Consider the following 24455-nt stretch of genomic DNA (forward strand, 5'->3'; position numbering starts at 1 on the left):
GTCAAACTAAGAACTGCCGATCGCTTTTGTTGATGCCGGGTATGACTCTTCAATCACAATTGTATTTCGTCCTTTTAGCTTTGTTTGATAAAGCGCGCGATCGCACGGTCTTTCCACTTTTCATTTTCTGATAGCAAGCTAATACCAAAACTAGACTTAATTGTTGGAGTTGGTTGTTGCTCAAGTTTGATCTTCTGAATTGCTGAACGTAATTTCTCTGAAAGGGCTGCACACCAGTTGCCTATGTTCTTGAAACAATCGCTCGCAATGAATGTCTTCGCTTTCGACCTTGCCGTTGGTCGGCTCGATATCGACATTCTGACAAAGGTTAGTTGATGGCCAGTCCACCAGCTGAATATCAAGCCTGATAAAAGAGTATTTTTTATAGAAGGGTGGCAGGCGCGGAAGGTTTCTAAACTTTTGAGCTGTTGGCTAACCGCCGCTTGCGTGACACAAAGCTCTCGGGCAGCCGCGCCAATGGAACCAAGACGAGCAATAGCTTCGAACGCAACAAGAGCACGTAGAGGGGGTAACATGGCTTCACCTGATTGAAATAAAAGTGAAAAATACTTCAATCAGGTTTCAGTTTTTTGCGGTTCCAGTTACAGATTAATGACGAAGGGACGTTGATCAGATATTTATGATCACCGTCCCTTTTCTTCTATTTCATGTTTTAGCGGTATATCGCCGTGTGAATCAAACGCAATTACTCTTTGATGTAGAGATCCTTAGAGTAGATACGCCCTTCCACATTGTTTTTCGCAAAACCACCGACACTTGGTCGTACTAGACGAGCCTGCATGTAGTAGTAAATTGGTGCGATCGGCATATCTTCTGCCAACAACTGTTCTGCTTGATCATAGAAACCTTGGCGATCTTGTTCGCTGGTTGCGGCTAGTGCGCTATCCATTGCTGCGTCGTACTTTTCATTGTTGTAGCGAGCAAAGTTACCTGAAGAGCCAGAACGCAATAGGCTCAAGAAGGTTGATGCTTCGTTATAGTCACCACACCAAGAGGCGCGCATCACATCAAAATCACCTTGGCGACGCGATACCAAGTAAGACTTCCACTCTTGGTTTTCTAGTTCAACTTGTGCGCCTAAGTTGCCTTTCAGCATTGATGCAATCGCCACTGCAATCGACTTGTTCGATTCGCTGGTGTTGTAAAGCAGTTTGAAATCCAACGGGTTAGACGCATCGTAGCCCGCTTCTTTCAGCAGCTCTTTTGCTTTTTGATCACGTTCCTTTTGAGTCCAAGTACTGTATTCAGGTTGTGTCGCATCAAAACCAGCCGTGTACTCATGAGCAAAGGTATAAGCCGGTAAGTTGCCCACCTGAGTCACACCATTGGTGATAACGTCACGCATCATAGAATAAGAGACAGCTTTACGTACTCGCGCATCATCAAAAGGTGGTCGCGTAGTATTGAATGCGTAGTAGTAAGTACACAACAGAGGCACTGTGGTAAACGCATCTTGATATTTGCTTTTAAGCTGCTGCGCCATGTGTGTAGGCACGTCCGAAGTAATATCGACCTCGCCCACCGCATAACGGTTAATCGAGGCATTCTGATTCTCAAACGGAATATAAGTTACTTCGGTTAAGTGGGTATCTGAACTGTCCCAGTACGTCGGGTTCTTCTTAAGCTCAATGCGCTCGTTCACCACCCACTCATCTAGTACGAATGCACCATTACCAACAAATTGCTTAGGATCGCTCCACGGCTTGTCACTACTTTCTAGGGTTGCTTTGTGCACTGGCATCATGGATGTGTGGCCTGTCATCGCCACAAAGTAAGGCACTTTACTATCGAGTTCGAATTTCACCGTGTGTTTATCGACTGCAGAGATACCTAACTCTTCAACTGGCTTTTTGCCTTCGGCTACGTCAGCGATATTGTTGATTTGAGTAAGCTTTAGGTACCACACATTTGGCGATGCCGTTTTAGGGTCTACCGCGCGTCTTATCGCATACACGAAATCATCGGCCGTCACCGGATCGCCATTCGACCACTGCGCGTCTTTACGTAGGTGGAATACAAACGTCTGGTTGTCTTCGGTTTCCCAAGACTGTGCAACACCTGGGGTGATATTGCCATCGCGATCTTGAATCACTAAACCTTCAAATAGGTCACGTAGAATGTGCATTTCTGGCAGGCCTTCTGCTTTCGCAGGGTCAAGCGTCGCCGCTTCTGCATCGTTAGCACGAACTAAATGTTGTTCTTTCGCCAGAGAAGTTCCCGCAGGCAATGTGTCAGCAACGGCAGTTACTGAGATAAAAGGGGTCAATAGAGATGAAATGAGTAAAGCCGTTGAATGTTTCTTAAAATCCATATGTTTTTGCTCTCCTAGCCTATCTTTGAAGCAAGTAATAAAATTAACAATGCGACTGTTGACGAGTTTTAACGCTTTAGTTTATTTAAGTAAGTTTGTGTAATCGTTAATACTTGATAGTACTTGATCAATCAGGAGATAAAGGTGAGTTTAATTCCAAGAACGGAAAGAGCTGCATTTTCAATAAAGCCGCTGTCATATGGAAAATCAGTGTTGGGTGCGCCTTTGCTCTATTTCCCCGCGCAAATAGAAAGCGAGTCTCGCGGGCTGATCTTAGCAGGCACACACGGTGATGAAACCGCTTCTATTGCAGGATTATCTTGTGCGCTGAGAAGCTTGCCAGCCGCCAACTTGAGACACGATGTGATCCTGTCGATGAACCCAGATGGCAATCAATTAGGCACTCGCGCCAACGCCAACCAAGTCGATCTAAACCGCGCCTTCCCAACTCAAAACTGGACAGAAAACGGCACTGTGTATCGCTGGAGTTCTCACACACCAGTCAGAGATGTAAAAGTGAAAACCGGCCAAGCCAACCAGCTCGAACCTGAAGTGCAGTCCCTCATCACACTCATTGAACAGCGTAAGCCAAAATTCGTCATCTCTTTCCACGAACCTCTCGCCATGGTCGATGACCCAACCCAATCGGAGCTTGCCACTTGGCTAAGCAAACAATTCAACCTACCGCTCGTTGAAGACGTGGATTACGAAACCCCAGGCTCATTCGGCACATGGTGTCAGGAAAGAAACCTACCGTGCATTACTGTAGAACTACCGCCCGTTTCTGCGGATTTAACTATAGAAAAGTATTTGGATGCGTTTGTCGCAGTGTTGGGGTGTGAGGGAAATTAGTCTGGAGTAGGCTACATATACACATGCGAACAGTAATTCATCCTAATTACTAGTGAATCATATATTCCGTCTACTGAATTAATCCCATTCATAATCTATGCCGAATTCTTCCTTTGCATCATTTCAACTTATCTTTAGAGAAAGGCAATCGACATGATTAGCGCGATGAAAACTTCACTATCAATGAACTTCGGGGCTCGTCGCTATGAATCTAACTCGTTATAAAAAATCATGACAAGTGTCTGGACAAAAACGTTCCAAGAAAATGATCCTAAAACAGCACTATTTCTAAACTAATATTTATCGTTAGAGGTGATGGCGATTGGGGTTTACACGCAAGTTACTACAAGTAGTGTAATAAAGGCTCCAGCAAAGCTAGAGCCTTAAATACCATTAGAAATTGAATCTAATTAGTAGCCTCAAGCTCTTTCTCTGCAACCGACAGCATCTCAAACTCTTCCTCAGCGGTCGATGCGACCAATTTATTACGGCTATATAGGCCATAATAAGCACCACCAATCACAAAGAGTCCCATAGTCATAAAGAATGCAGATGGGTCAAAAGCATAAACACCCGTCATTGCAATAAGCGACAGCACTAGTGAAGTGCCGGAAGTCAGCATGCCACCCGGTGTTTTGTATGGACGGTGAAGCTCTGGTTGCTTTATACGCAACAATATATGACTAAGCGACATTAATGCATAAGACACTGTCGCCCCCACTACCGCCATCGCCAAGATCAGGTCGCCTTCTCCGGTCAATGACACAGCAAAACCAAACACACCCGGCACCACTAAAGCACGAGCAGGCACTTTGTTTTTGTTTGTAAGCGACAAGCTTTGAGGCAAGTAACCCGCACGAGACAATGCAAACACTAAGCGGCTATAACCGTAGATAATCGAGAAGAATGAAGCAATAAGTCCTGCAAGTCCTAGTATATTAACAGCCGTTGCAACGGTTGGATTACCGGTCAACTTCAAGGCATCGACTAGAGGAACGGCACTATTCGCAATCGCTTCAGAACCCACAGCGCCCGCAAGCAGCAGAACGACTAAGGTAGCGGTGACCAGTAAGAATAACATTGCGCCGATAATACCTTTGGGTACATCCTTGGCCGGGTTTTTCGCCTCTTCAGCAGCCAGTGGAACCCCTTCTACCGCTAGAAAAAGCCACATTGCAAACGGTAGTGCCGCCCATACACCATACCAACCAAAAGGAAGTAGTTCTGTGGCTTGTGCGGTTGCCGGAGCGATATCAAACAGATTATTAGCATCAAACTCACTAACCAATACGCCTGCTGTCATAAGAATTGCTAGTACGGCTAACCCACTGATGACCATCATGACTTTCAGAGCTTCTCCTACACCTGCCATATGAATACCGATAAATATGGCATAAAAGATCGCGTAAACAAGAGGACCATCGATACCCATTAGTTCATTCACCGCTGAGCCAATAAAAATGACAATCGCGGCAGGTGCAAGGGCATACTCAATTAAGACGGATAAGCCGGTAAAAAATCCCCCCGTTGGTCCCATGGCTTGTCGAGCAAAACTATAGCCACCTCCTGCAGCGGGAATAGCCGCAGACATCTCCGCCAAAGAAAGGACAAGGGTAAAGTACATCACCGCCATAGCAATTGCAGCAATAAGAAAGCCTCCCCAACCAGCTTGACCGATACCAAAGTTCCAGCCTGCAAAGTCACCAGAGATCACGTATGAAACGCCTAACCCTGCTAGCAAAATCCACCCAGCAGTGCCCCTTTTAAGTTGTCTTTGCGCCAAATATTCCTGATGTTCTGACATTGTAAATCCCTCTATTTTTGTCTTTTATCCAATTAAAAAATTGCCTGTGTGCTTGTCTTCTAACTGCTCACCACCTTCTTCCTCGATACTCGAACGGTCTTTAAGGTTGACCCCAGAAAGCTCTAGCCGACGAGCTTCCTTCAATAGGTATACCGCTCGCTTACACGCATCTTCATAAGCCAACCCCTGTGGGCGAATATTAGAAATGCAGTTCCTATCAGAGTCTTTTGTTCCTCTTCTCGCCTGCCAAGTCAGGTACATACCCATGCTATCTGGAGAGGTCAGTCCCGGGCGCTCACCAATCAAAACCACCACCATCTTGGCTTGTAAGCACTCACAAACATCATCTCCTATTGCCACTCGGCCCTGCCTCACAACAGTAATAGGAGCAACATGCCACGGCACTTCGTCTTCCCCTAATAAAGAAAGCAGATGCTCAATGACTGGATTTGCATGATTTTGAATGGCAATTGAAGACAAGCCATCAGCCACTACTATCGCGAGATCAAACGGGGGAGACTCTGAATGAAGAACGGCTTGCAACTGATTCCAACAGACGTCATCAAGCTCACGACCAAGATCCGGCCTTTGCAAATACATGAATCTGTCTGTCGCTTTGCTGTGCGCCTTAATTGGTGCCTGAGAAGTGTGTTGAATGACCGAGTTTGATTGAGCGATGAGCTCAACCAATGAATCCACATCTAAAGCACAATGAACGGCATCCATCGCCTGTGCATGGTCGAGTTGAAATGAAAGCAACTCTTTAGTTGGAACGCTATTTCCACTTCGACCCAGTGCAATACGTGCCGATGTAAAACCTTTAAGCTCGTGCCAAGGGTTTTGAGTTACCAACTTAGAAGCAGAATGTTTTGCCATAGAGACCACCTTACCCATGTGCGGGGCCTCCATTAAGTTGTGCTAGAGCGCCAGCAAATGAGCCGGAGAGTCGTTCATTTAGGCGCACATCTTTTACATCATCAAAAATCTGCATCTGAGTTAGCCACTCCTCAAACTCCGGCGCAGGTTTTAAACCCAACACCTTGCGTGCATAAAGTGCATCATGAAACGAGGTTGTTTGATAATTGAGCATGATGTCATCGGAACCCGGAATCCCCATAATGAACGAGCACTCAGCGACACCGAGCAATGTCAGTAAGTTATCCATATCATTTTGATCGGCATAGGCATGGTTGGTATAGCAGATATCACACCCCATCGGCAGGCCAAGCAATTTGCCACAAAAATGGTCCTCAAGCCCTGCTCGAATAATCTGTTTTCCATCAAAGAGATATTCAGGGCCGATAAAGCCGACCACGGTATTAACCAACAATGGATTAAAATGACGCGCTACGGCATAAGCCCGTGTCTCACAAGTTTGTTGGTCCACACCATGAAAAGCATTGGCAGAGAGAGATGTTCCTTGCCCTGTCTCAAAGTACATGACGTTACTTCCAACGGTGCCTCGGTTCAGCGAAAGCGCCGCTTCGTTTGCTTCTTTAAGGATCGAAAGGTTAATACCAAAGGTGTCGTTCGTACCTTGAGTGCCACCAATAGATTGAAAGACGAGATCCACCGGAGCGCCCATCTCAATCGCTTCAATCGTGTTGGTAACATGGGTTAATACGCAAGATTGGGTCGGGATCTGGTAGTGTTGAATGACCTCTTCCATCAGATTCATCAACTTAATTGCCTGTGGTACATTATCTGTTGCGGGATTAATGCCGATCACAGCATCACCATTGCCATACATCAAACCATCAAAAATACTGGCGGCAATGCCATTGAGAGAATCGGTTGGATGATTGGGCTGTAAACGGGTGGATAAACGACTAGGCAAGCCAATGGTGTTACGAAACGCAGTCACTACCCGACATTTTTTGGCGACTTGGATCAAATCCTGATTACGCATGATCTTACTCACTGCAGCCACCATTTCTGGAGTTAAACCAGGACGCAGCTTTGCAAGCGTGAGACTATCGGCTTCATCACTTAGCAGCCAGTTCCGAAAGTCTCCCACTGTAAGGTGATCAATCGCTTTAAACGCCTCTCTATCATGGCTATCAATGATTAAACGAGTAACTTCATCACTTTCATAAGGGATCACCGCTTCATTTAAAAACGTCTTTAGGGGCAAGTCTGCCAGTGTCATCTGAGCTACAACACGCTCTGCTGCAGAAGTCGCAGATACACCAGCCAAAACATCCCCTGAACGCTCTGGCGTAGCCTTTGCCATCAGATCTGCTAACGACTCAAAGTTAAAAACCAGGTGCCCTTGTTGTCGGCGATAAGCTGCTGTCATAAATTCCCTCTTCATAAACTGGTTCAGTTCTTGCTCAATAACCTTTTGTATATATGAGTAATTAAGCGATTTTTGAACCGAATGAATATCAAGAATCGGCAAACATAAAAAAGCATTAATAAACATAAACTTAAAGACACACTGTACTAATATGGGTCACATGGGTAGGTCATGGAATGATGAGAAAGGATGAAGAATTGATGCGTTATGCACCTAATTTGTGCACATTCAACACATTTGATGCAAATCAGCAGGCAGCCAGCCTCTTTAACTGGCAGCAAGAATATGACCAACTGAGTCAAGGAAGTTTTCTAGGTCAGATCCGTGAACGAAAATTTTCTCACGTGCACCTATTTCGAGAAGACAGCAACCGAAAACTCAAGCAGCAATGTCGTATTAATGAAGGGATTTGGTTAGGGATCAGTGCTAACGATAGACCTTTACACATCAATTACGCACAAGGTAATCCTGATAGTATTTTGATCCGTGAGGCTGGGGCGGATTTTGAGCTACTTACGCCAGAAACCTTTTCTATTTATGGGTTAGTCATAAGCCCTTCACTGGTTGAAATGATTCAGCAACAGCTAGAGATTGAATCATTAAACAGCAAGAGCCACTTTCTTGGTTGCTCTCAACACTACACCCAACAAATAAAAGCTTACTTGAGCTTACTACTCTCCCCGAGTCAATCTCGCTGGTCTTTTCAAACTCATCAATCCATTGTTCAAGATATGTTGGTCGAATTGTTCGCTCAATCGTCTAATCAAAATATGCAAAAAACCAATGCCTCACAGCGTGAGAACACAATGCGTCGAATTAGGCAGTACCTAGATAACTCGCAGTACCGTAAACCCGTCACCGTGTCTGAACTGTGCGATGCGGTTTATGTCAGTCGCCGTACGCTGCAATACACCTTTGAGTCCTGTTGTGACATATCACCAAAACAATTTATACAAAATGTACGTCTCAACCAGGTACGGCGCATTCTGCAAAATCCGAGCGAACAACGGTGCATCAATGAAATCGCCTTTGACTTTGGTTTTTTTCATCTGGGATATTTTTGCCAAAGCTACAAGCAGTTGTTTGGTGAGTCGCCCATGCAAACACGTTCTAATGTCTAAAACCCAAAAAGTGTCGAGGGACAACTTAAAAAAATGTAGTTAGACGATATGAAAGACGAATAGATTAGTTGACTATCCTGCCTCAAGATCACAACGCATGAACTTCACTTCAAGTGCCTGCCGCCATCAAGGTGCAAAGTCCTTCCTGTCATATAGTGACTAGCCAAAACAAACTTAATGCCATCTATCACTTCTTCAAAGCCTGCCTCTGAGGGAATCAGTGCTTTTTTCAGAGCTTTGGTTTTGTACGCCTCGTCATCATGTTCATTGAATTTTATCATGGCAGGAGAGAGAGTATTGACTTTCACCTTGGGAGCCAGCATCGCTGAGAACGACAGCGTCAAGTTGTTGAGTGCGGCTTTACTGGCCGCGTAAGCGATGTGTTTTTTACTGCCTTTTTCCGCAACGTAATCACTGATGTGGATGATGTCCGACGTTTTATCGCTAGACATTAGTTGGTCTTTGAGCATTAAATTAACCAGATAAGGCACGGTGGCGTGAATCGTCATCATCTGGTGCATGATTTGTAATGCGTTTTCACTGGGATTTTTTTTGTTCTCCGGTTGCCAGTCGGAAGCGTTATGTATGATGGCACGAAGTGTCTTATATTCTTGACCAACGTAATGAAGAAAGCCCTCTAGGCTGCTTTGTTGATAAAAGTCTACCTGTTGTAAGTCGGCTCCACTGTCGCGCAGTATTTTCAGCTGGGGATAGTCGCTTCGGTAAGTGCCAACGACTTTGTATCCGTCAGATATAAGTTGCTGCGCCAGAGCGAATCCTAAACGCTTCCCCACTCCAGTTATTAGAATCGTTTCACTCATCGTAAAAACTCAGCTCTAGTTTGAGGGTTAGTTTTGAAACTGCCACCAAGCGCGGTTGTGGTGGTTTCAGAGTTAGCGTCCATAACGCCTCTCGATTTAACGCAGTAGTGAGTTGCTTTAATCGTCACAGCCACATTTTCTGTTTCAACCAGAGCCTGTATCGCGACCAGGATTTGCTGTGTAAGGCGTTCTTGAACCTGCGGACGCTGAGCAAAGAATCGAACAATACGGTTTATTTTAGATAGCCCAAGAATCTTGGATTCTGGGATATAAGCCACTTGTGCTAAACCATCGATGGTGATGAAGTGATGTTCGCACGTCGAAGTTAAATCTATATCCGATACCTTAACCATTTCATCAACTGACATTTTGTTGTCGATAACACTAATTTTGGGGAAGTTATTGTAGTCGAGCCCTGAAAATATCTCGTGAACGTACATCTTTGCAATGCGATGAGGTGTTTCAGCGAGACTGTCATCGGTTAAATCCAGCCCGAGCGTACTGACAACTTCCGTCAAAAGCCCTTTGATGCGGTTGTACTTCTGGTCGGGGTTCATTTCGCTCGATGTCATCGGGGTTTCAAGCCCCTTTTCGAGCAAAGCTTCTCTTACTTTTTCAGCTTCTGTGGTTAGCATTGAGTCGCTCCTTATGAGTTAATCTTCAAGTTCTGCTTCATAGCTCAGGGTGAGCGAGACGGAATCGGCGAAACGTAGAGCATGAGGCTTGTCAATTCTCACCTGAGCGTATCGAACCCATGAATGGTCGATACAAATACCGAGTACGTCGCTGGTTAACTTTTCTAAAAGCAGAAACCGTCCAGATTCAACATGTTCAATAATGTTTTTGCAGATATTTTTGTAGTTAAGTGCGTTCTCCACATCATCAGAGAGGCAAAGGTTGTTCGCGGGATAATGGATCTCCGCATTTATGACGATGTCTTGCTGCTTGGTTTTTTCTTCTTCGTTGAAGCCGATGAAGGTTCTTAATCTGAGATTTGTGATGGTGATAATCGCATTGTGATTCATAACAGTTTCCGATCCTTAGAAGGTAGAGTGAGTTACGTGCCTGTTAGAAGAAAAGATCAATAAAGCTCAAGCGTTCTGTTTAAAGCAGTTACAGGGACTAAGTGAAGCTGACCTCGAACGGTATAAGTTCGGTTTTCTGACTCAGCTGATCGAAGTTGTTCCAGAGATGCTGAAAAGAGATATCTAGAGTGGGATGAAGTTCTTGCGCGGCAACATCAACTAACGGTCGAAGCACAAAAGCGTACTCGGTGATTTCACCTCGAGGCAGCTCTACTCCATCAATAATGCCTACTTCGTTACCGTAAAGAAGGATATCGATATCCATCGTGCGCGAGGCATATTCTTTAGTTTCTCGCTTGCGGTCATTTTCTAATTCGATTTGATGCAGAACCTTAGCCAGTTCAGCGATAGAAAGGTCACATTCAAACCCTGCGACTAGGTTTAGGAAGTTGTCCCCTTCAAAACCAACAGGCTCACAATCGTAGAAATTAGAAATGTTCAGAGGTGCAAAGTGACTATTCAACGCTTTGAGAGATTCTGTGATGTGATGTTCGCGGTTAATGTTGCTTCCGATGCTGACATAGACGGTGGACATATTGTTTTCTCCCTTTTAGCTAACCTCTTACGTTGTAAGTCGCTAGGAAGATCAGCTATGTATCCGTTTGATGTCGGGAGGGTAAATGAAAATCTCCCGACAACTCATATTGAGATCGGTTCTAAGTTGGAAAGAGGGACTTTCGAACTAGGAAGTACCACGGGTAAAAATTCAGCTTATGAAGGCTCTGGACAAAAATCATTTTCGAAAAATCGAACATTAGCAATTCATGAATAACTTTTTATAAGGCAAACTTGCAAATTTGTACGCCTTCGTACAGTGCGCACTTTGCCTGCTTATGCTCAATGGTGCATATCTTATCAATAAGGTGCAACCTCTTGTATTTAGGGGTTTTATCTGTGAAGTGTCGCGAAATGAGTAAGAATTACATTTTTCGAGAGTTAGAGTGCCAAATGACGAAGGAAGAGGTTGCTGAACTGTGTTTTAAAACTGTGAGAACAGTCACAGGTTGGGATGAAGGAAACCCAATCCCACCTGAGTGCAAAAGGCTCATGAGAATGGCAAAAGGTCGGGAACTCAGTATTTGTGAAGAGTGGGGACAATTCAAAATGTTGTATGACAGGATGGAGCTGCCAACCGGACAAGTAGTTATGCCTCAACAAATATTAGCAGGAATTGCACTATTGGGGATTCAGTCGGAACTAGAAATAAAGACTTCAACTCACTTGTTGAGCCTTGCAAGAGCTATAGCAAGTATCAAGAATTCAGTTTGACAATTTATAACATCTAATAACAACGAAACCCAACCTTGAGACGGATGCCAAGTGTTGAGTATCTATAATAATTGTCTTGTCGTTTGTATAGCAGAGTATGCACTAATCCGTATCTTCAGTAGATGGAATAGCTTCTACTATTTTACTCGCTTTGTTTAAAAGGATGCCGCCACGTTGATCTAGATGATTGGGGTTGTTACGTGGGACAGGGAATGGGGTATGTTGAGGACTAAATGCCAAAATCAAAAGTTCGGATTTTACACTGGGGTCCAGCCACTTATAATGGACAACTGGACCGGAACGATGCCCATCAACGTTTCGATTTCGAATAAGGTCTGATCTAATTGGATCTATGGCCTGAGAGTAAGGACCTGCGTGATAGTGCCACAATTTATTCGTGCGATAACCGATACGTTCAGATATCTCAGTACCATCGTCCCTCAGCCAAGATTCCTTATTTTTACCAGGAAGAACGTCGCCGTCTTCAACTGTTGTAACGAACTCTGCCAATCTAAGGGCTTCACCCGTGGTTAACTTACCAAAATCTGAAAACTTATCGCAGCGCCAATCTCCGTTATAAAAATCAACGTGATAAAATACTTTTGCTGGCATATATTCCTTATGCTTTAGCTAATTGAAGCTCTTGAGCTTTTTGGGCGTGCAGTTTCATAAACTGAGCCATGCGTTCAGCCTTAGAACCTTTTAAGTTCATTGAAACTTTATCATCGCTTTTAGCTCTATTTAACAATAGCTTAGAGTCATTTTCAAAAGAGAACGATGATTTTACGCTTGTAATAGTCATAATATTAACCCTTAACGCTACAAATACCTCATACTTTACCGAGGTATATACAATCGTAATTCTATTGCATATCTTTCAATAATTCAATCTATACGATATAGAGTCGACCATCCTCGTCGAACTGAAAGTGTGTGTTTGGCTTCAAAACCTCACTAGCCTTACTGAGACAAAGAGTAATTCGATTAGTTAACTGGCTTTCGGTTATATTGTTTACTAGCCAAGTTGAAAAGGAAAAATCATAGTCTGCACTAGTGAAGCTATAGTGTCGAGCGGACAGGCTAGATTCTGAAAATTTTTGATCGAATTGAACTTCTAATAACTCGATTGTTTTCGCTTTAACTCTTGGTAATTCCATATCATGTCCCTGAATAATACGATTGATAGTCTAGAGCTTCCTATCTAGCTCTCGTCAATGCGATGTTACTAAGATTTAACTTTTTATAACAATGCTTGATGATTGAAATGAGGCAAGTTGACGAAAAATGTAGGAAATTCTGTCTAACTAAAGTAACGCATCAGAGCATAAGATTACCACTAAAACTGCCAAAGCGAGAGCTGATAGCTAGGTCAAATTGATATTTACATTTATATCAAATGCTTGTTATACCTTTGATAAGTCTTTTAGTTTCGTTTGAAACTCCTTATACGCAGCGTTAAACATCATAGTCAAGCCCACAATTTTACTACTATCCTCTTGCCTTAAGGACTTTGGTGCAGATTCGTAATTCTTTAAGAAAAAATCAATTTTGTTTGTAGAGAAGTCAATAACACTAGAATTAAGCTTATTCAAATTTTCATCTAGAGCAGGAAAGTACAAACCAACCAACATTTCGATCTCAAGAAGTGGTGGAAAATCGGGAGCCGACTTAACTTGATGACCCGTTTGACAGTTGATATGAGTCAAACACTGCTTAGAGTCTTCAAGTAAATCTTTCCTAACCAATACTAACAAATAATAAATACGCTCTATTCTTTCCCTTTCTCTAGCTGAAAGGGCTACTAAAGACTCTCTATCTTTAGTGTATTTGGCACTGACATATGCAGCACCAAAGGCAATTCCAGCACCAAGTAACGTTTGAAAAAGGCTAAATACTTCCGAGGTATATCGAAAAGATTCCGCAGCCTCTACAGTCATGACATTTCTCCTATGGGTAAACTCTATTAGACAGATACTTTGCCTGCTTAAATCCAGAACGTTTCCATCCAGCTCTTAATAAAGCAATTCTACTAAACCTTTTGCTTTATGAACAATGGGTTATGGAACGAAGTAGGCGTAATCTTAATAAACTCTAGTGTAGCTCTATCCGGTCTAGGGCATGATTCTAGCGCGCAAGCTTGCAACTAGAGCAGGGTTGTGTGAATGCTGATAGATAGGTCGAATTTACCCCCGTGATACAACACCGGGAATTCACGACGAACAGCATTAGAAGAATGGATAATTTCTAGTAGGGCAAAACCCCATGAACAGGATGTGAATGAGTAAAAGGTCTACCAAATAACGGGGCAAAGATAAGTTAGAGCTCCTAGTGATCTCTGACATAAAAAACAAGCGAATCCCCCCAAAAAAAGCATCAAAGTAATTCCAATCACCGCGTAAATATCGGTTTTGCCCATATACTAGCCAAGACAACGCGACGCCCAACGACATCATTAGCGCCATACTCCACGCACAAAAAAGCGCGAGAAACGGATGTCATTCTCGCGCTTTTTAGGACCGTATAACTTGAAGTTTACGGTTAGATCTTAGCAGTAAACGTACGGCTAATTACATCTTGTTGCTGCTCACGTGTTAGCGAGTTGAATCGTACTGCGTAACCCGAGACTCGGATGGTTAACTGTGGGTATTTTTCTGGATGTTCGACGGCATCCAACAACATGTCACGGTTAAGCACGTTCACGTTAAGGTGCTGTCCACCCTCAACACGAATCGAACCTGCATTTTCCTCGTGGTGGAAGTAACCATCCATTAGTGCTGCTAGGTTCACTTTTTGGCTTAAGTCATCTTTACCTAGTGCATTTGGTACGATTGAGAAGGTGTAAGAAATACCATCTTTAGCGAATTCAAACGGCAGTTTGGCAACTGAAGAAAGTGAAGCAACCGCACCTTTCTCGTCACGACCGTGCATTGGGTTTGCGCCCGGGCCAAATGGCATACCTGCGCGGCGACCATCTGGTGTGTTACCAGTTTTTTTACCATATACAACGTTTGAAGTAATCGTAAGGATAGATTGAGTTGGAACCGCTTCACGGTAGGTGTTCATTTTCTGAATTTTCTTCATAAAACGTTCAACCAAATCACAAGCAATATCATCGACACGTGAATCGTTGTTGCCAAATTTCGGATATTCGCCTTCAATCTCAAAATCGACAGCGATGCCACCTTCGTTACGTACTGGTGTTACCTTCGCGTATTTGATAGCCGCTAACGAGTCAGCAACAACCGACAGCCCTGCAATACCACAAGCCATTGTGCGATGAACATCGCGATCCATCAATGCCATTAACGATGCTTCATAGCTGTAACGGTCATGCGAGTAATGGATCACGTTCAACGCAGTGACGTATTGCGTTGCAAGCCAATCCATCATGTCATCAAAGCGAGGCATTAAGTGGTCAAAATCGAGAACTTCATCTTCGATACGAGCAACTTGAGGACCAACCTGCATGTTAGATTTTTCATCAACACCACCGTTAATGGTGTAAAGCAACGCTTTAGCAAGGTTTGCACGAGCACCAAAGAACTGCATATGTTGGCCAACCACCTGTGGGCTCACACAACACGCAATCGCGTAATCGTCATTATCAAAATCCGCACGCATTAGATCATCGTTCTCATACTGAAGTGATGAGGTTTCGATAGACACTTTAGCCGCGTATTGTTTAAACGCGATAGGCAGTTGTTCAGACCATAGAACCGTCATGTTCGGCTCTGGTGCTGGGCCCATCGTGTGCAATGTGTGCAAGTAGCGGAAAGTCGTTTTGCTAACCAGAGTACGACCATCAACGCCCATACCAGCCATTGCTTCTGTTGCCCAAATTGGGTCGCCAGAGAACAATGAATCGTATTCAGGAGTGCGTAAGAAACGAACCATACGAAGCTTCATGATGAAATGGTCAATCAACTCTTGCGCTTGTTTCTCATCAATCAGACCAAGTTTAAGGTCACGTTCGATGTAAACATCTAGGAAGGTTGATGTGCGGCCTAGCGACATCGCAGCACCATTTTGAGACTTAACCGCAGCTAAGTAGCCAAAATAGGTAAACTGGATTGCTTCTTGCGCAGTACGAGCAGGAGAAGACATATCAATGCCGTACTTCAAACCCATTTCTCGCATTTCATCAAGGGCACGAATTTGATCAGTAAGCTCTTCACGTAGACGCAATGTCTTATCTAAATCACCACCCGTTTCAAGCATCTTCTGAGTCGATTTGAATTGCTCATTTTTGTCTGATTTTAGGAAGTCGATACCGTACAAAGCAAGACGACGGTAGTCGCCGATAATGCGTCCACGACCATAAGCATCCGGCAGACCAGTAATAATACCAGAGCGGCGACATGCTTTAATTTCGTCGGTATAAAGATCGAACGCTACTTGGTTATGCGTTTTGCGGTACTCAGTGAAGATCTTTTCGATCTGTGGCTCTAATTCACGACCGTACACTTCGCACGACGTTTTCACCATTCGAATACCACCATTAGCGATGATGCCGCGTTTCAGTGGTTTATCGGTTTGTAGACCCACGATTTTTTCGAGGTTTTTTGCAATGTAACCTGCATCGTGTGAGGTAATAGTGGAAACGATATCAGTATCAAAATCGACAGGGGCATGAGTGCGGCTTTCTTCTTTAATACCTTCTAGCACAGATTCCCATAGCTGTGTCGTCGACTCCGACACGTCCGCAAGAAAAGATTCATCGCCTTCATAAGGGGTGTAGTTTCGCTGAATAAAATCACGTGCATTAACGGATGTTTGCCAGTCGCCAGCTTGAAATCCCGTCCAAGCTTCCATCATATCGGTTGTCGGAATAGTCATAATGACCCCCTAAGTTATTGATAAACAGATAATATCTATGATTATTTATAATCATAGGTTTCTGCTGGCTATACTAAACCGACCAATCTATGAGTAAAGTGAGCTGTTTTCATAAAATACATGCACAAAATGCATTTATTGGAATTACTATATTATATTCAATACCTTAAGTTGAAGGCTAACTGCTCTAGATTCCAATTAGTTTGTTCCTTCAGAAGTAGGAAATAGACTCTTAGTGACTCACCGACGTTGAAAACAGGTTAATGACCACCACACCAGACAGAATCAAAGCGATGCCAATGATCGCGTAGATGTCTAGCTTTTGCCCGTAGACCAACCAAGACAACGCCGCGACCAACACTATCCCTGCGCCACACCAAATCGCATACGCCACACCCAAAGACATGGTTTGAACCGTGAGAGACAACAGATAAAAAGCAAAGCCATAACCGACGAGTACTGCGGCGGTCGCAGGAAGGGAAGTAAATTGCTGCGTTTTAGGCAATAAAGAAGTCGCGACAACTTCAAGCACGATGGCAAGTGACAGCATCACTGGAGGCGGAAGAGATAAAAGCATGTATGAGTCCACAACATTAAATACGGCGCTCAGAATATTGTAGTTTTATTTCCAATTCATGTGATTTTCAGTAAGCAATTATTATGACGTACCTTAAAAATTCTTAAGTGTGACTTTCGGTTAACACGAGGAACCTAAATGCTCTATTATTACAAATACGTAATAATCATTTTCTATTTAAGGGGATTATCAAAACATGCACTCACACCTATACTAGCTCCAACAAAACGAGAGAGCGGAAACAATTAAGCTCAACTACGCTTAACGGGTTGAATTTAATTGCACAGTTATCCGCTGTACTGACATATAGGAAACATCCAATGACAATCGAAATTAAACCTGGTCAAACGCATATCAAATCAAAAGCAATGGTTGCATGGGCAGCTGGCGAGCCACTAAAAATGGAAGAAGTTGATGTACAACTTCCTAAAGCTGGTGAGGTTCTAGTTCGCATCGTTGCTACTGGTGTTTGTCACACTGACGCATTCACATTATCAGGTGACGATCCAGAAGGTATCTTCCCTTCAATTCTTGGTCACGAAGGTGGCGGTATCGTTGAGATGATCGGCGAAGGCGTTACAAGTGTTGAGATTGGCGACCACGTTATCCCACTTTACACAGCAGAATGTGGCGAATGTAAGTTCTGTAAATCTGGTAAAACTAACCTATGCCAAGCCGTTCGTGAAACGCAAGGTAAAGGCCTAATGCCAGACGGTACAAGCCGCTTCTCTATCAATGGCGAAACAATTTTCCATTACATGGGTTGCTCTACTTTCTCTGAGTACACTGTACTTCCAGAAATCTCTCTCGCGAAAGTAAGCAAAGAAGCACCACTTGAAGAAGTTTGTCTTCTAGGTTGTGGTGTAACAACAGGTATGGGCGCGGTACTTAACACAGCTAAAGTTGAAAAAGGCGACAACGTTGCTGTATTCGGCCTTGGCGGTATCGGTCTTTCTGCAATCATTGGTGCTCGCATGGCTGGTGCTAACCGCATCATCGGTGTTGACATCAACGAGAGCAAATTCGAGCTAGCGAAACAACTTGGCGCGACTGACTGCATCAACCCAATGAACTACGACAAGCCAATCCAAGACGTTATCGTTGAGATGACAGACGGTGGTGTTGAGTACTCTTTCGAATGTATTGGTAACGTAAACGTGATGCGTCAAGCGCTTGAATGTTGTCACAAAGGTTGGGGCGAATCTGTAATCATCGGTGTTGCAGGCGCAGGTCAAGAGATCGCAACTCGTCCATTCCAACTAGTAACAGGTCGTGTATGGCGTGGTTCTGCTTTCGGTGGTGTTAAAGGCCGCTCTGAGCTTCCAGAAATCGTAAACCGTTACATGGCGGGTGAGTTTGGTCTTCAAGAGTTCATCACTCATACAATGGGTCTGCAAGACGTAAACGAAGCATTCGACCTAATGCATAAAGGTGAATCTATCCGTACTGTTCTACACATGGATAAGTAACACATCTTGGCCTCGATTCTTTCGAGCATCGAGGCCACAGCTACAAATGAATAGCAACAAACTGTCTTCACCACCTCCTGCCCGGTGGGTGGTGAAACTTTATGTTATATAGACAAATTTACTCCCAAACCATCAACCTAACGGAGCACAATAGATGACAATCGAAAACATTAGCCAAGCAAAGGTTGCTGGTGGTTGGCACAAACAATACACCCACTTTTCTGCAACGCTTGACTGCAACATGCGTTTTGCGATTTTCTTGCCACCTAACGCAAGCAAAGAAAACCCAGTTCCTGTTTTGTATTGGTTGTCAGGCTTAACCTGTACCGATGAAAACTTCATGCAAAAAGCCGGCGCTTTCAAAGCCGCGGCTGAGCAAGGCATCGCGATTGTTGCACCAGACACTAGCCCACGTGGCGAAGGTGTTGCCGACGATGAAAATTACGATCTCGGCCAAGGTGCAGGCTTCTATGTGAATGCCACTCAAGCGCCATGGGACAGCCATTACCACATGTACGATTACGTGGTAACAGAGCTCCCTGCATTAATTGAGTCGTTCTTCCCTGTTACATCCGTAAAATCGATTTCTGGTCACAGCATGGGCGGACATGGTGCCCTAACGATTGGCATTAAAAACGAAGATAGCTACCGTTCTATCTCTGCATTCAGCCCAATCACCAACCCAATGCAATGCCCTTGGGGACAAAAAGCCTTCAACCAATACCTAGGCTTGGATATTGAAGAGTGGAAACACTACGATGCCTCTGAGCTTCTAAAAACCAAAGGCACTAAACTGCCAATGTTGGTCGACCAAGGTGAAGCCGATAACTTCCTGATTGAACAGCTTAAACCTGAGCAATTAGTCGAAGCCGCTAAGGTAACCAATGCCGATTTAGATCTACGTATGCAGCCTGGTTACGACCACAGCTACTACTTCATCTCTAGCTTTATTGATGAACACATTGAGTTCCATGCTGCTTACTTAAACAAGTAGCCAGATGAATTTAGCCCGCACTTTGTAAACGCAAGGTGCGGGCTTTTTTATGCCTACTGATTTTATAACGGTTGCTTTTATAACTGCTGAATACGCTGCTTTAACGCTTCTAAATCTATATCATTGCCAACAATTCGTAATCGAACATACTCTTCAGTCATCGCGTCGCACGTAATAGCAAAATCGACACCCGAACATGTCTTAATACCGATACTCTCAAATAGCTTTGAAAGGTGAGTTCCTCTCTTTTTCAACAACATAATGGGCGTCGATATTGACGTGCCAACCACCTCAATATTGTTCTCAGACAACAAGCCGATCATTTGCTGCTTAAAGTATTCAGTTTTGCTGCGGTTCATTTCTAAGAAGTGTTTTGCATTGGGTAAGGTCGCCGATGCGATTTTTATTGAGGGGTAAGTCGGCGTGAACACACTCACCGCAGCTTCGATTGCAGAAGTCAGGTTTTCACTGCTGGCTAAGTAACCGAGTCGAATCCCAGCGAGCCCTAAACCTTTAGAAAAGGTTCGTAAAACTATTAAGTTGTCCAAGACTAAGGTCTGATCGAGCATAGACTGCTCAGGGGTCAGGTATTCACCATATGCCTCGTCGACAATCAAAATAGCGCCAGAACGCTCACATACTCTCGCTATCTCGACCAGATAAGCTCTGTCGTAGATTCGACCCGTTGGGTTGTTGGGATTATCGATATACACCAAGGCAGGATTTTGACTGCTTATTTTTGATGCCAACACACCGAACAGATCCGACTCGTTTTGATAATCAAACATGTTGATGGACTGGTACTTCCCGCCCACCAAAGTGAACTCTGATACTGCTTCAACAAACTGAGGGCCAATGCCTATCATGGTGCGATTGTTGTGATCGATAAGTTTATTGAAGATAAGTTCTAGCGCCCCAAGAGAGCCCGTGGTGTACGTAATACGACAATCTTCAATCCCAATAAACTGGCGAGTCAGATAAGTCAGCTCCGAAAGCTCCCTGTGGCAATAGTACTTATCAATACCGTAGATAATATCTTTGATCACATGTTCAGGAATTTCTGGTGCGCCAAATGGATTGGAGCCAAGTGAACAATCGATACGAAATGAGTGATCGACATAAGAATGGTATTCGCCACTTAACCGTGGATTTAAATGCATAAGAAAACGCTCAAAAAATATTCATGCGCTATTCTTATCGTACTGAATTTTATCTATATAGGTCATTTCGCGACAGTTCTTCGCCTTGTTTCGAGAGACTGGTTAAAAACCAAGATTGGTTCAAATAACGAATTCTCTTAAGCCATAATCAAGAGTTAAGCACTCGTGTTTACATTTCGAGTTAACCGAACCGCTTTCTTTGCGCTAGATTAAGCTGAGATAAGATAGGGTAATAACAGAGCTTGCATCTTTACTCTCCCTAGTTACCATAGCCCCATTAACATCCCCCATATTTTGAAGGTTGCTATGAAAGCAATTAAGACTCTTTTCTTCCTGATGGTTTTATTGAGCGGTCTGTTTACCGCTTGGCTGTTTATTCCAATTCCAGCGACCATGGACAAGCAAACGCTCGACGTTCCATTAACGGAACCATTCAAGCTTGTTGCGTATCGCAGCAACCCGAATGATGCGAGCAAGCCGCTGACTTACCACTACTATGTGATTTCAGATGTGGTTGGTGTAGACGACATGGACCCATTCCTGATTACCACGGACCAGTTCGTGAAGCTTGGCGAATTCGACGAGAACACATTCAACCTTACGGTTAACGGCAAGATTGATAGCTACACCAACGATTTGTGGATCAAGAAATCTGATGGCAAGCTTCAACACTGGTACGTGAGTATTAACGCGAACTATATTCGTTAAAATCGAACTGCAATAAACCTCATTTTAAAACTGCGCTTTGGCTTCCAAGCGCAGTTTTTGTTTCTAGCAACACCCTCCACTTATCCCGACCCGTTCGACATAAACTGCATTGCCTACTTTTGATTCACTGCTGCCCTTGCTCTCAAGGTGTTATAAGCTCTTTAGATACGATAAGCTCAGACCATGCTCGACGCCCAATAAATCAAAATAATAAAGGATCACCCGTGGAATTTACGCTCGACAAATTTAACGGCATCATCATTGACCCAGCAACAGCCCCTCACGATGTTGACTCATTCAATGCCGAACTCAGCGAGATCACCGAATTTTCAAAGCAGAATAGCAAAGGCATTATTTGGATTAGCTTACCTATTTCACTCTCGCACCTTATTCCGGTGGCGACTGAGCTTGGCTTTGTGTTTCACAACTGCTTAGAAGACGAGATTACGCTGACCCACAAATCCGAGATTGTAGAGTTTGTGCCTTTCATTCCGACCCACACCTTGGGTGCTGGCGCGTTAATCACTAACGAACACAACCAAGTGCTGATGATTAAAGAACACGGCATGACGGGCTACAAATTACCGGGCGGTCATATTGAGTTGGGTGAAGGCATTGAAGAATCCGTGGTTCGAGAAACCTTAGAAGAGACTGGCATCGAAGCCACGTTCGTTTCAGTGGTTGGCATGGCGACGAGACACCCGTATCAATTCGGAAAGTCTAACCTCTACTTTGTTTGTCACCTTATCGCTCAAACTCAAGAGATTGCGATTCAAGACACAGATGAAATTGCAGAAGCTAAATGGATTGATGTTGAAGAGTATATTAACAACCCCGACAGCTACCCGTTCAACCGCCAGTTAGTCGGCTCTTTGATAGGCAAACAAGGATTAGAACTCACTCAGTTAGAAGGCAACTATGGCCCAGTCCACAAGCCCGAGATCTTCTTTTCGCAAAACTAGAGCGATTCAAATATAAAAACGCCAAGCTCATAAGAACTTGGCGTTTTGCTTTTCATTTTACTTGTATTGTTTAAGCCATCTCGTTGCTAGTGACTTCCTAATAGACTGTTCTAGAACCTATCTATTTTAGAAAAATCCTAGTGGGTTAGTATCGTAGCTGATCAACAGGTTCTTAGTATTTTGGTAGTGATCGAGCATCATCTTATGTGTCTCACGGCCGATGCCGGATTTCTTATAACCACCAAACGCACGCGCTCCATTTCAGCATCGTGTGATTTGCACCATGGCGAGCAACAAATCGAACACGCTTGGCAGCAAGCCAACAAGGTAATCGATAAAGGGATCAGTTTGTTGATCTTAGGAGAAACAGGAGTTGGCAAAGGCGAGTTTGTTAAAGCGCTGCACAAGCAAAGCCAGCGTAAGTCTTCGCCCTTGGTAGCGGTAAATTGTGGCGCGCTGCCTAAAGACCTTATCGAATCTGAACTGTTTGGTTACGCGCCGGGCGCCTTTACGGGAGCAAGCCACAAGGGCTTCCAAGGTAAGATCCGTCAAGCAGATAAAGGGATTCTATTTCTAGATGAGATCGCCGACATGCCTTTAGAAGCTCAGTGCCGACTACTGCATGTTCTGCAAGACAAATCCGTGGTGCCAGTTGGTTCTAATCAAAGCTATCAAGTCGATTGTCAGATCATCGCTGCAACTCACAAAAACCTCGAGCAGTTAGTCGCAACAGGTGAGTTTAGGCAAGACCTGTATTACAGACTCAATGGCTTAGCCTTCACCTTGCCAAGCCTACAACACCGACAAGACAAGCACGCTTTAATCGAGCACATTCATCGTAAATACGCCGAAGACGAACAGACAATCTGCCCGCACTTGATGAGCTTACTGTGCGCCTATTCTTGGCCGGGTAATATCCGCGAATTAGACAACTTACTTAAGGTTGCTGCTCTATTAGCAAGTGATGAACCCCAACTCACACTCGAGCATGTGCCCAGCCACCTTGCTCAACATCTCACGTCATTAGCACACGATAATCAGCATCAACTGACGACTCCTAATGCCATCAAAGGTGCAACGAATAACGATCTAAGAAGTACCGTTGAAGATACCTTGTTGCAAACGTATCAAGCGAACCAAGGCAACATCAGCAAGACATCTCGAATACTCGGCATCAGCCGCAATACCATTTATCGAAAATTGAAAAGCTTGGGAATCCTCCAATAGGAAGATGAACCTAAGCTACTCAGAACCCAGCTCCACAAGTTGATTGAGCACTTCTTTATCCAATACCGGGTGATGCTTGGTCGCTAGGATCAGCACAATATCGACCGAAGGCAACGGTGGCATATCATCGAGGATTCTCAAATCTGAAGTCACGCTCAGCTTACCCATCGCGCCAATGGCTAATCCAGCTTTAACGATCGCTCGCTGCGCTGAAGCAGTATTGCTACACGCCAATAACTGATAAGGCGTGCCCTGCTTGGTTAAGCCATTCACTGCCGCGGCGTGGTACTTACAATCGGTCTGAAACAAGGCTAATGGCACTGGTTTAGACTCATCGAACACATAATCAGGGCTGCTTATCCATACTCCGATATCATGAGTGAGCCAGTAACCCTCTTCACTATCGGGCGCTCGGGTGACAATCGCCGCATCAAGCCTGCCGTCATCCAACCACTCTCTCAGCGTAATGCTGGGCAGGCTGAATATTTGGATTGAACAGGTGGGTTCTGCTTTCTGCAACAGGCGAATCACTTTCGGCAGAATGGTGTCATTGTAGTCTTCAGGGCAGCCGAGTCGCAGAGGTTGTTTGTCTTCGTAACGCTTTACTTGCTTAAGTGCGGTATTGTGAAGGGCGACCAACTGTTCGGCATGAGATCGCAGCGCTAAGCCAGCTTCAGTCAGTATTAAATTACGTCCTTCTTTCTGGAAAAGAGTGACGTTGAGTTCTTCTTCCAACTTACGCATCTGAGCACTGAATGCCGATTGGGTGCGATTTATCTGTTTCGCTGCACGAGTGAAACTACTGGTTTCTACAAACGCGAGAAAGCCTCGCAAAGCATCAATATCCATATTGAAATCACCACCCATCGTTTTTGTTAATGTATTGCATCAAAATTATCCGTTAGTGCGCCGCAATACAATCCCCTAATCTCAAATGCA

Annotated in this window: 22 protein-coding genes and 3 pseudogenes; 8 read left to right on the forward strand and 17 right to left on the reverse strand. The window is 44.2% G+C overall.

Annotated features, from left to right (window positions below; genetic code table 11):
- Positions 1-6: 6 nt before the first annotated feature.
- From AB4307_RS03140 to AB4307_RS03150, 3 genes and pseudogenes are all read right to left on the reverse strand, one after another.
- Positions 7-230 (reverse strand): annotated as a pseudogene (locus AB4307_RS03140) (nucleotidyl cyclase domain-containing protein); the annotation flags it as partial.
- A pseudogene (locus tag AB4307_RS03145) lies at positions 223-536 on the reverse strand (LysR family transcriptional regulator); the annotation flags it as partial. The pseudogenes AB4307_RS03140 and AB4307_RS03145, both read right to left, overlap by 8 nt.
- A 170-nt stretch (positions 537-706) precedes the next feature.
- Entirely contained in the window at positions 707-2332 is a 1626-nt protein-coding gene (locus tag AB4307_RS03150) for an ABC transporter substrate-binding protein (protein ID WP_372073844.1), read from the reverse strand.
- A gap of 144 nt (positions 2333-2476) precedes the next feature.
- Here AB4307_RS03150 and mpaA point away from each other — a divergent pair, with 144 nt between their 5' ends.
- Complete coding sequence (gene mpaA, locus AB4307_RS03155) at positions 2477-3184, forward strand: murein tripeptide amidase MpaA (protein ID WP_372131090.1); 708 nt, start codon at positions 2477-2479, stop codon at positions 3182-3184.
- A 406-nt stretch (positions 3185-3590) separates the two neighbouring features.
- Here the strand turns inward: mpaA and eat are convergent, their stop codons facing one another.
- Genes eat through AB4307_RS03170 form a run of 3 tightly spaced genes read right to left on the reverse strand, consistent with a single transcriptional unit; the run spans position 3591 to position 7287 of the window.
- Positions 3591-4988: an ethanolamine permease gene (eat, locus tag AB4307_RS03160; protein ID WP_017061647.1), complete on the reverse strand. Its 1398-nt coding sequence runs from the start codon at positions 4986-4988 to the stop codon at positions 3591-3593.
- A gap of 24 nt (positions 4989-5012) precedes the next feature.
- Positions 5013-5882 (reverse strand): ethanolamine ammonia-lyase subunit EutC, encoded by an 870-nt coding sequence (eutC, locus tag AB4307_RS03165; protein ID WP_136974151.1) that lies wholly within the window; start codon positions 5880-5882, stop codon positions 5013-5015.
- Positions 5875-7287, reverse strand: coding sequence for an ethanolamine ammonia-lyase subunit EutB (locus AB4307_RS03170; RefSeq protein ID WP_017061645.1), 1413 nt, complete (start codon positions 7285-7287; stop codon positions 5875-5877). Before AB4307_RS03170 ends, eutC begins: the two co-directional genes overlap by 8 nt.
- A gap of 200 nt (positions 7288-7487) precedes the next feature.
- On the opposite strand from AB4307_RS03170, the gene AB4307_RS03175 reads away from it, so the two are divergent.
- Positions 7488-8408: a helix-turn-helix domain-containing protein gene (locus AB4307_RS03175; protein WP_017067657.1), complete on the forward strand. Its 921-nt coding sequence runs from the start codon at positions 7488-7490 to the stop codon at positions 8406-8408.
- Positions 8409-8512: 104 nt separating this feature from the next.
- Here the strand turns inward: AB4307_RS03175 and folM are convergent, their stop codons facing one another.
- The 4 genes from folM to folK form a co-directional block, all read right to left on the reverse strand.
- On the reverse strand, positions 8513-9229 hold the full coding sequence (gene folM, locus AB4307_RS03180; protein WP_372131092.1) for a dihydromonapterin reductase: 717 nt from the start codon (positions 9227-9229) through the stop codon (positions 8513-8515).
- Positions 9226-9864 carry a GTP cyclohydrolase I FolE gene (folE, locus tag AB4307_RS03185; protein ID WP_048611743.1) on the reverse strand — a complete coding sequence of 213 codons (639 nt, stop codon included), beginning with the start codon at positions 9862-9864 and terminating at the stop codon, positions 9226-9228. The genes folM and folE overlap by 4 nt, the downstream gene beginning before the upstream one ends.
- Positions 9865-9882: 18 nt before the next feature.
- Entirely contained in the window at positions 9883-10254 is a 372-nt protein-coding gene (gene folX / locus AB4307_RS03190; protein WP_372131094.1) for a dihydroneopterin triphosphate 2'-epimerase, read from the reverse strand.
- A 97-nt stretch (positions 10255-10351) separates the two neighbouring features.
- Positions 10352-10849, reverse strand: a complete 498-nt coding sequence (gene folK / locus AB4307_RS03195; protein ID WP_102320872.1) for a 2-amino-4-hydroxy-6-hydroxymethyldihydropteridine diphosphokinase — start codon at positions 10847-10849, stop codon at positions 10352-10354.
- 359 nt (positions 10850-11208) lie between these two features.
- Here folK and AB4307_RS03200 point away from each other — a divergent pair, with 359 nt between their 5' ends.
- On the forward strand, positions 11209-11583 hold the full coding sequence (locus AB4307_RS03200) for a regulator (RefSeq protein ID WP_372131153.1): 375 nt from the start codon (positions 11209-11211) through the stop codon (positions 11581-11583).
- A gap of 102 nt (positions 11584-11685) precedes the next feature.
- On the opposite strand, the gene AB4307_RS03205 is transcribed toward AB4307_RS03200, so the two are convergent.
- The 5 genes from AB4307_RS03205 to AB4307_RS03225 form a co-directional block, all read right to left on the reverse strand.
- The gene (locus tag AB4307_RS03205; RefSeq protein WP_371693143.1) at positions 11686-12195 is read right to left on the reverse strand and encodes a hypothetical protein; all 510 of its coding nucleotides are present in this window, start codon (positions 12193-12195) and stop codon (positions 11686-11688) included.
- 7 nt (positions 12196-12202) lie between these two features.
- Positions 12203-12385 (reverse strand): hypothetical protein, encoded by a 183-nt coding sequence (locus AB4307_RS03210; RefSeq protein ID WP_371693141.1) that lies wholly within the window; start codon positions 12383-12385, stop codon positions 12203-12205.
- 601 nt (positions 12386-12986) lie between these two features.
- Positions 12987-13520, reverse strand: a complete 534-nt coding sequence (locus AB4307_RS03215) for a hypothetical protein (RefSeq protein WP_372131096.1) — start codon at positions 13518-13520, stop codon at positions 12987-12989.
- Between the two features lie 601 nt (positions 13521-14121).
- Positions 14122-16419 carry a formate C-acetyltransferase gene (pflB, locus tag AB4307_RS03220; protein ID WP_372131098.1) on the reverse strand — a complete coding sequence of 766 codons (2298 nt, stop codon included), beginning with the start codon at positions 16417-16419 and terminating at the stop codon, positions 14122-14124.
- Positions 16420-16651: 232 nt separating this feature from the next.
- Positions 16652-16996 carry a DMT family transporter gene (locus tag AB4307_RS03225; RefSeq protein WP_017061635.1) on the reverse strand — a complete coding sequence of 115 codons (345 nt, stop codon included), beginning with the start codon at positions 16994-16996 and terminating at the stop codon, positions 16652-16654.
- A 320-nt stretch (positions 16997-17316) separates the two neighbouring features.
- On the opposite strand from AB4307_RS03225, the gene AB4307_RS03230 reads away from it, so the two are divergent.
- Positions 17317-18465: an S-(hydroxymethyl)glutathione dehydrogenase/class III alcohol dehydrogenase gene (locus AB4307_RS03230; protein ID WP_372131100.1), complete on the forward strand. Its 1149-nt coding sequence runs from the start codon at positions 17317-17319 to the stop codon at positions 18463-18465.
- 154 nt (positions 18466-18619) lie between these two features.
- On the forward strand, positions 18620-19459 hold the full coding sequence (gene fghA, locus AB4307_RS03235; RefSeq protein WP_017061633.1) for an S-formylglutathione hydrolase: 840 nt from the start codon (positions 18620-18622) through the stop codon (positions 19457-19459).
- A gap of 77 nt (positions 19460-19536) precedes the next feature.
- Here fghA and AB4307_RS03240 read toward each other — a convergent pair whose 3' ends face one another.
- Positions 19537-20619, reverse strand: a complete 1083-nt coding sequence (locus tag AB4307_RS03240; RefSeq protein ID WP_372073858.1) for an aminotransferase class I/II-fold pyridoxal phosphate-dependent enzyme — start codon at positions 20617-20619, stop codon at positions 19537-19539.
- 306 nt (positions 20620-20925) lie between these two features.
- On the opposite strand from AB4307_RS03240, the gene AB4307_RS03245 reads away from it, so the two are divergent.
- The 3 genes and pseudogenes from AB4307_RS03245 to AB4307_RS03255 all read left to right on the forward strand — a co-directional run.
- Positions 20926-21327: a hypothetical protein gene (locus AB4307_RS03245; protein ID WP_017061631.1), complete on the forward strand. Its 402-nt coding sequence runs from the start codon at positions 20926-20928 to the stop codon at positions 21325-21327.
- Between the two features lie 224 nt (positions 21328-21551).
- A complete protein-coding gene (locus AB4307_RS03250; protein ID WP_372131102.1) occupies positions 21552-22289 on the forward strand; it encodes an NUDIX domain-containing protein in 738 nt (245 codons plus the stop codon).
- A gap of 237 nt (positions 22290-22526) precedes the next feature.
- Positions 22527-23516: pseudogene (locus AB4307_RS03255) on the forward strand (sigma-54-dependent Fis family transcriptional regulator); the annotation flags it as partial.
- Between the two features lie 15 nt (positions 23517-23531).
- Here AB4307_RS03255 and AB4307_RS03260 read toward each other — a convergent pair.
- Positions 23532-24383, reverse strand: coding sequence for a LysR family transcriptional regulator (locus AB4307_RS03260; RefSeq protein WP_102428694.1), 852 nt, complete (start codon positions 24381-24383; stop codon positions 23532-23534).
- Positions 24384-24455 lie beyond the last annotated feature (72 nt).

Source organism: Vibrio sp. 10N.261.52.C2, assembly GCF_041471425.1.
Taxonomy (GTDB): Bacteria; Pseudomonadota; Gammaproteobacteria; order Enterobacterales; family Vibrionaceae; genus Vibrio; species Vibrio crassostreae_C.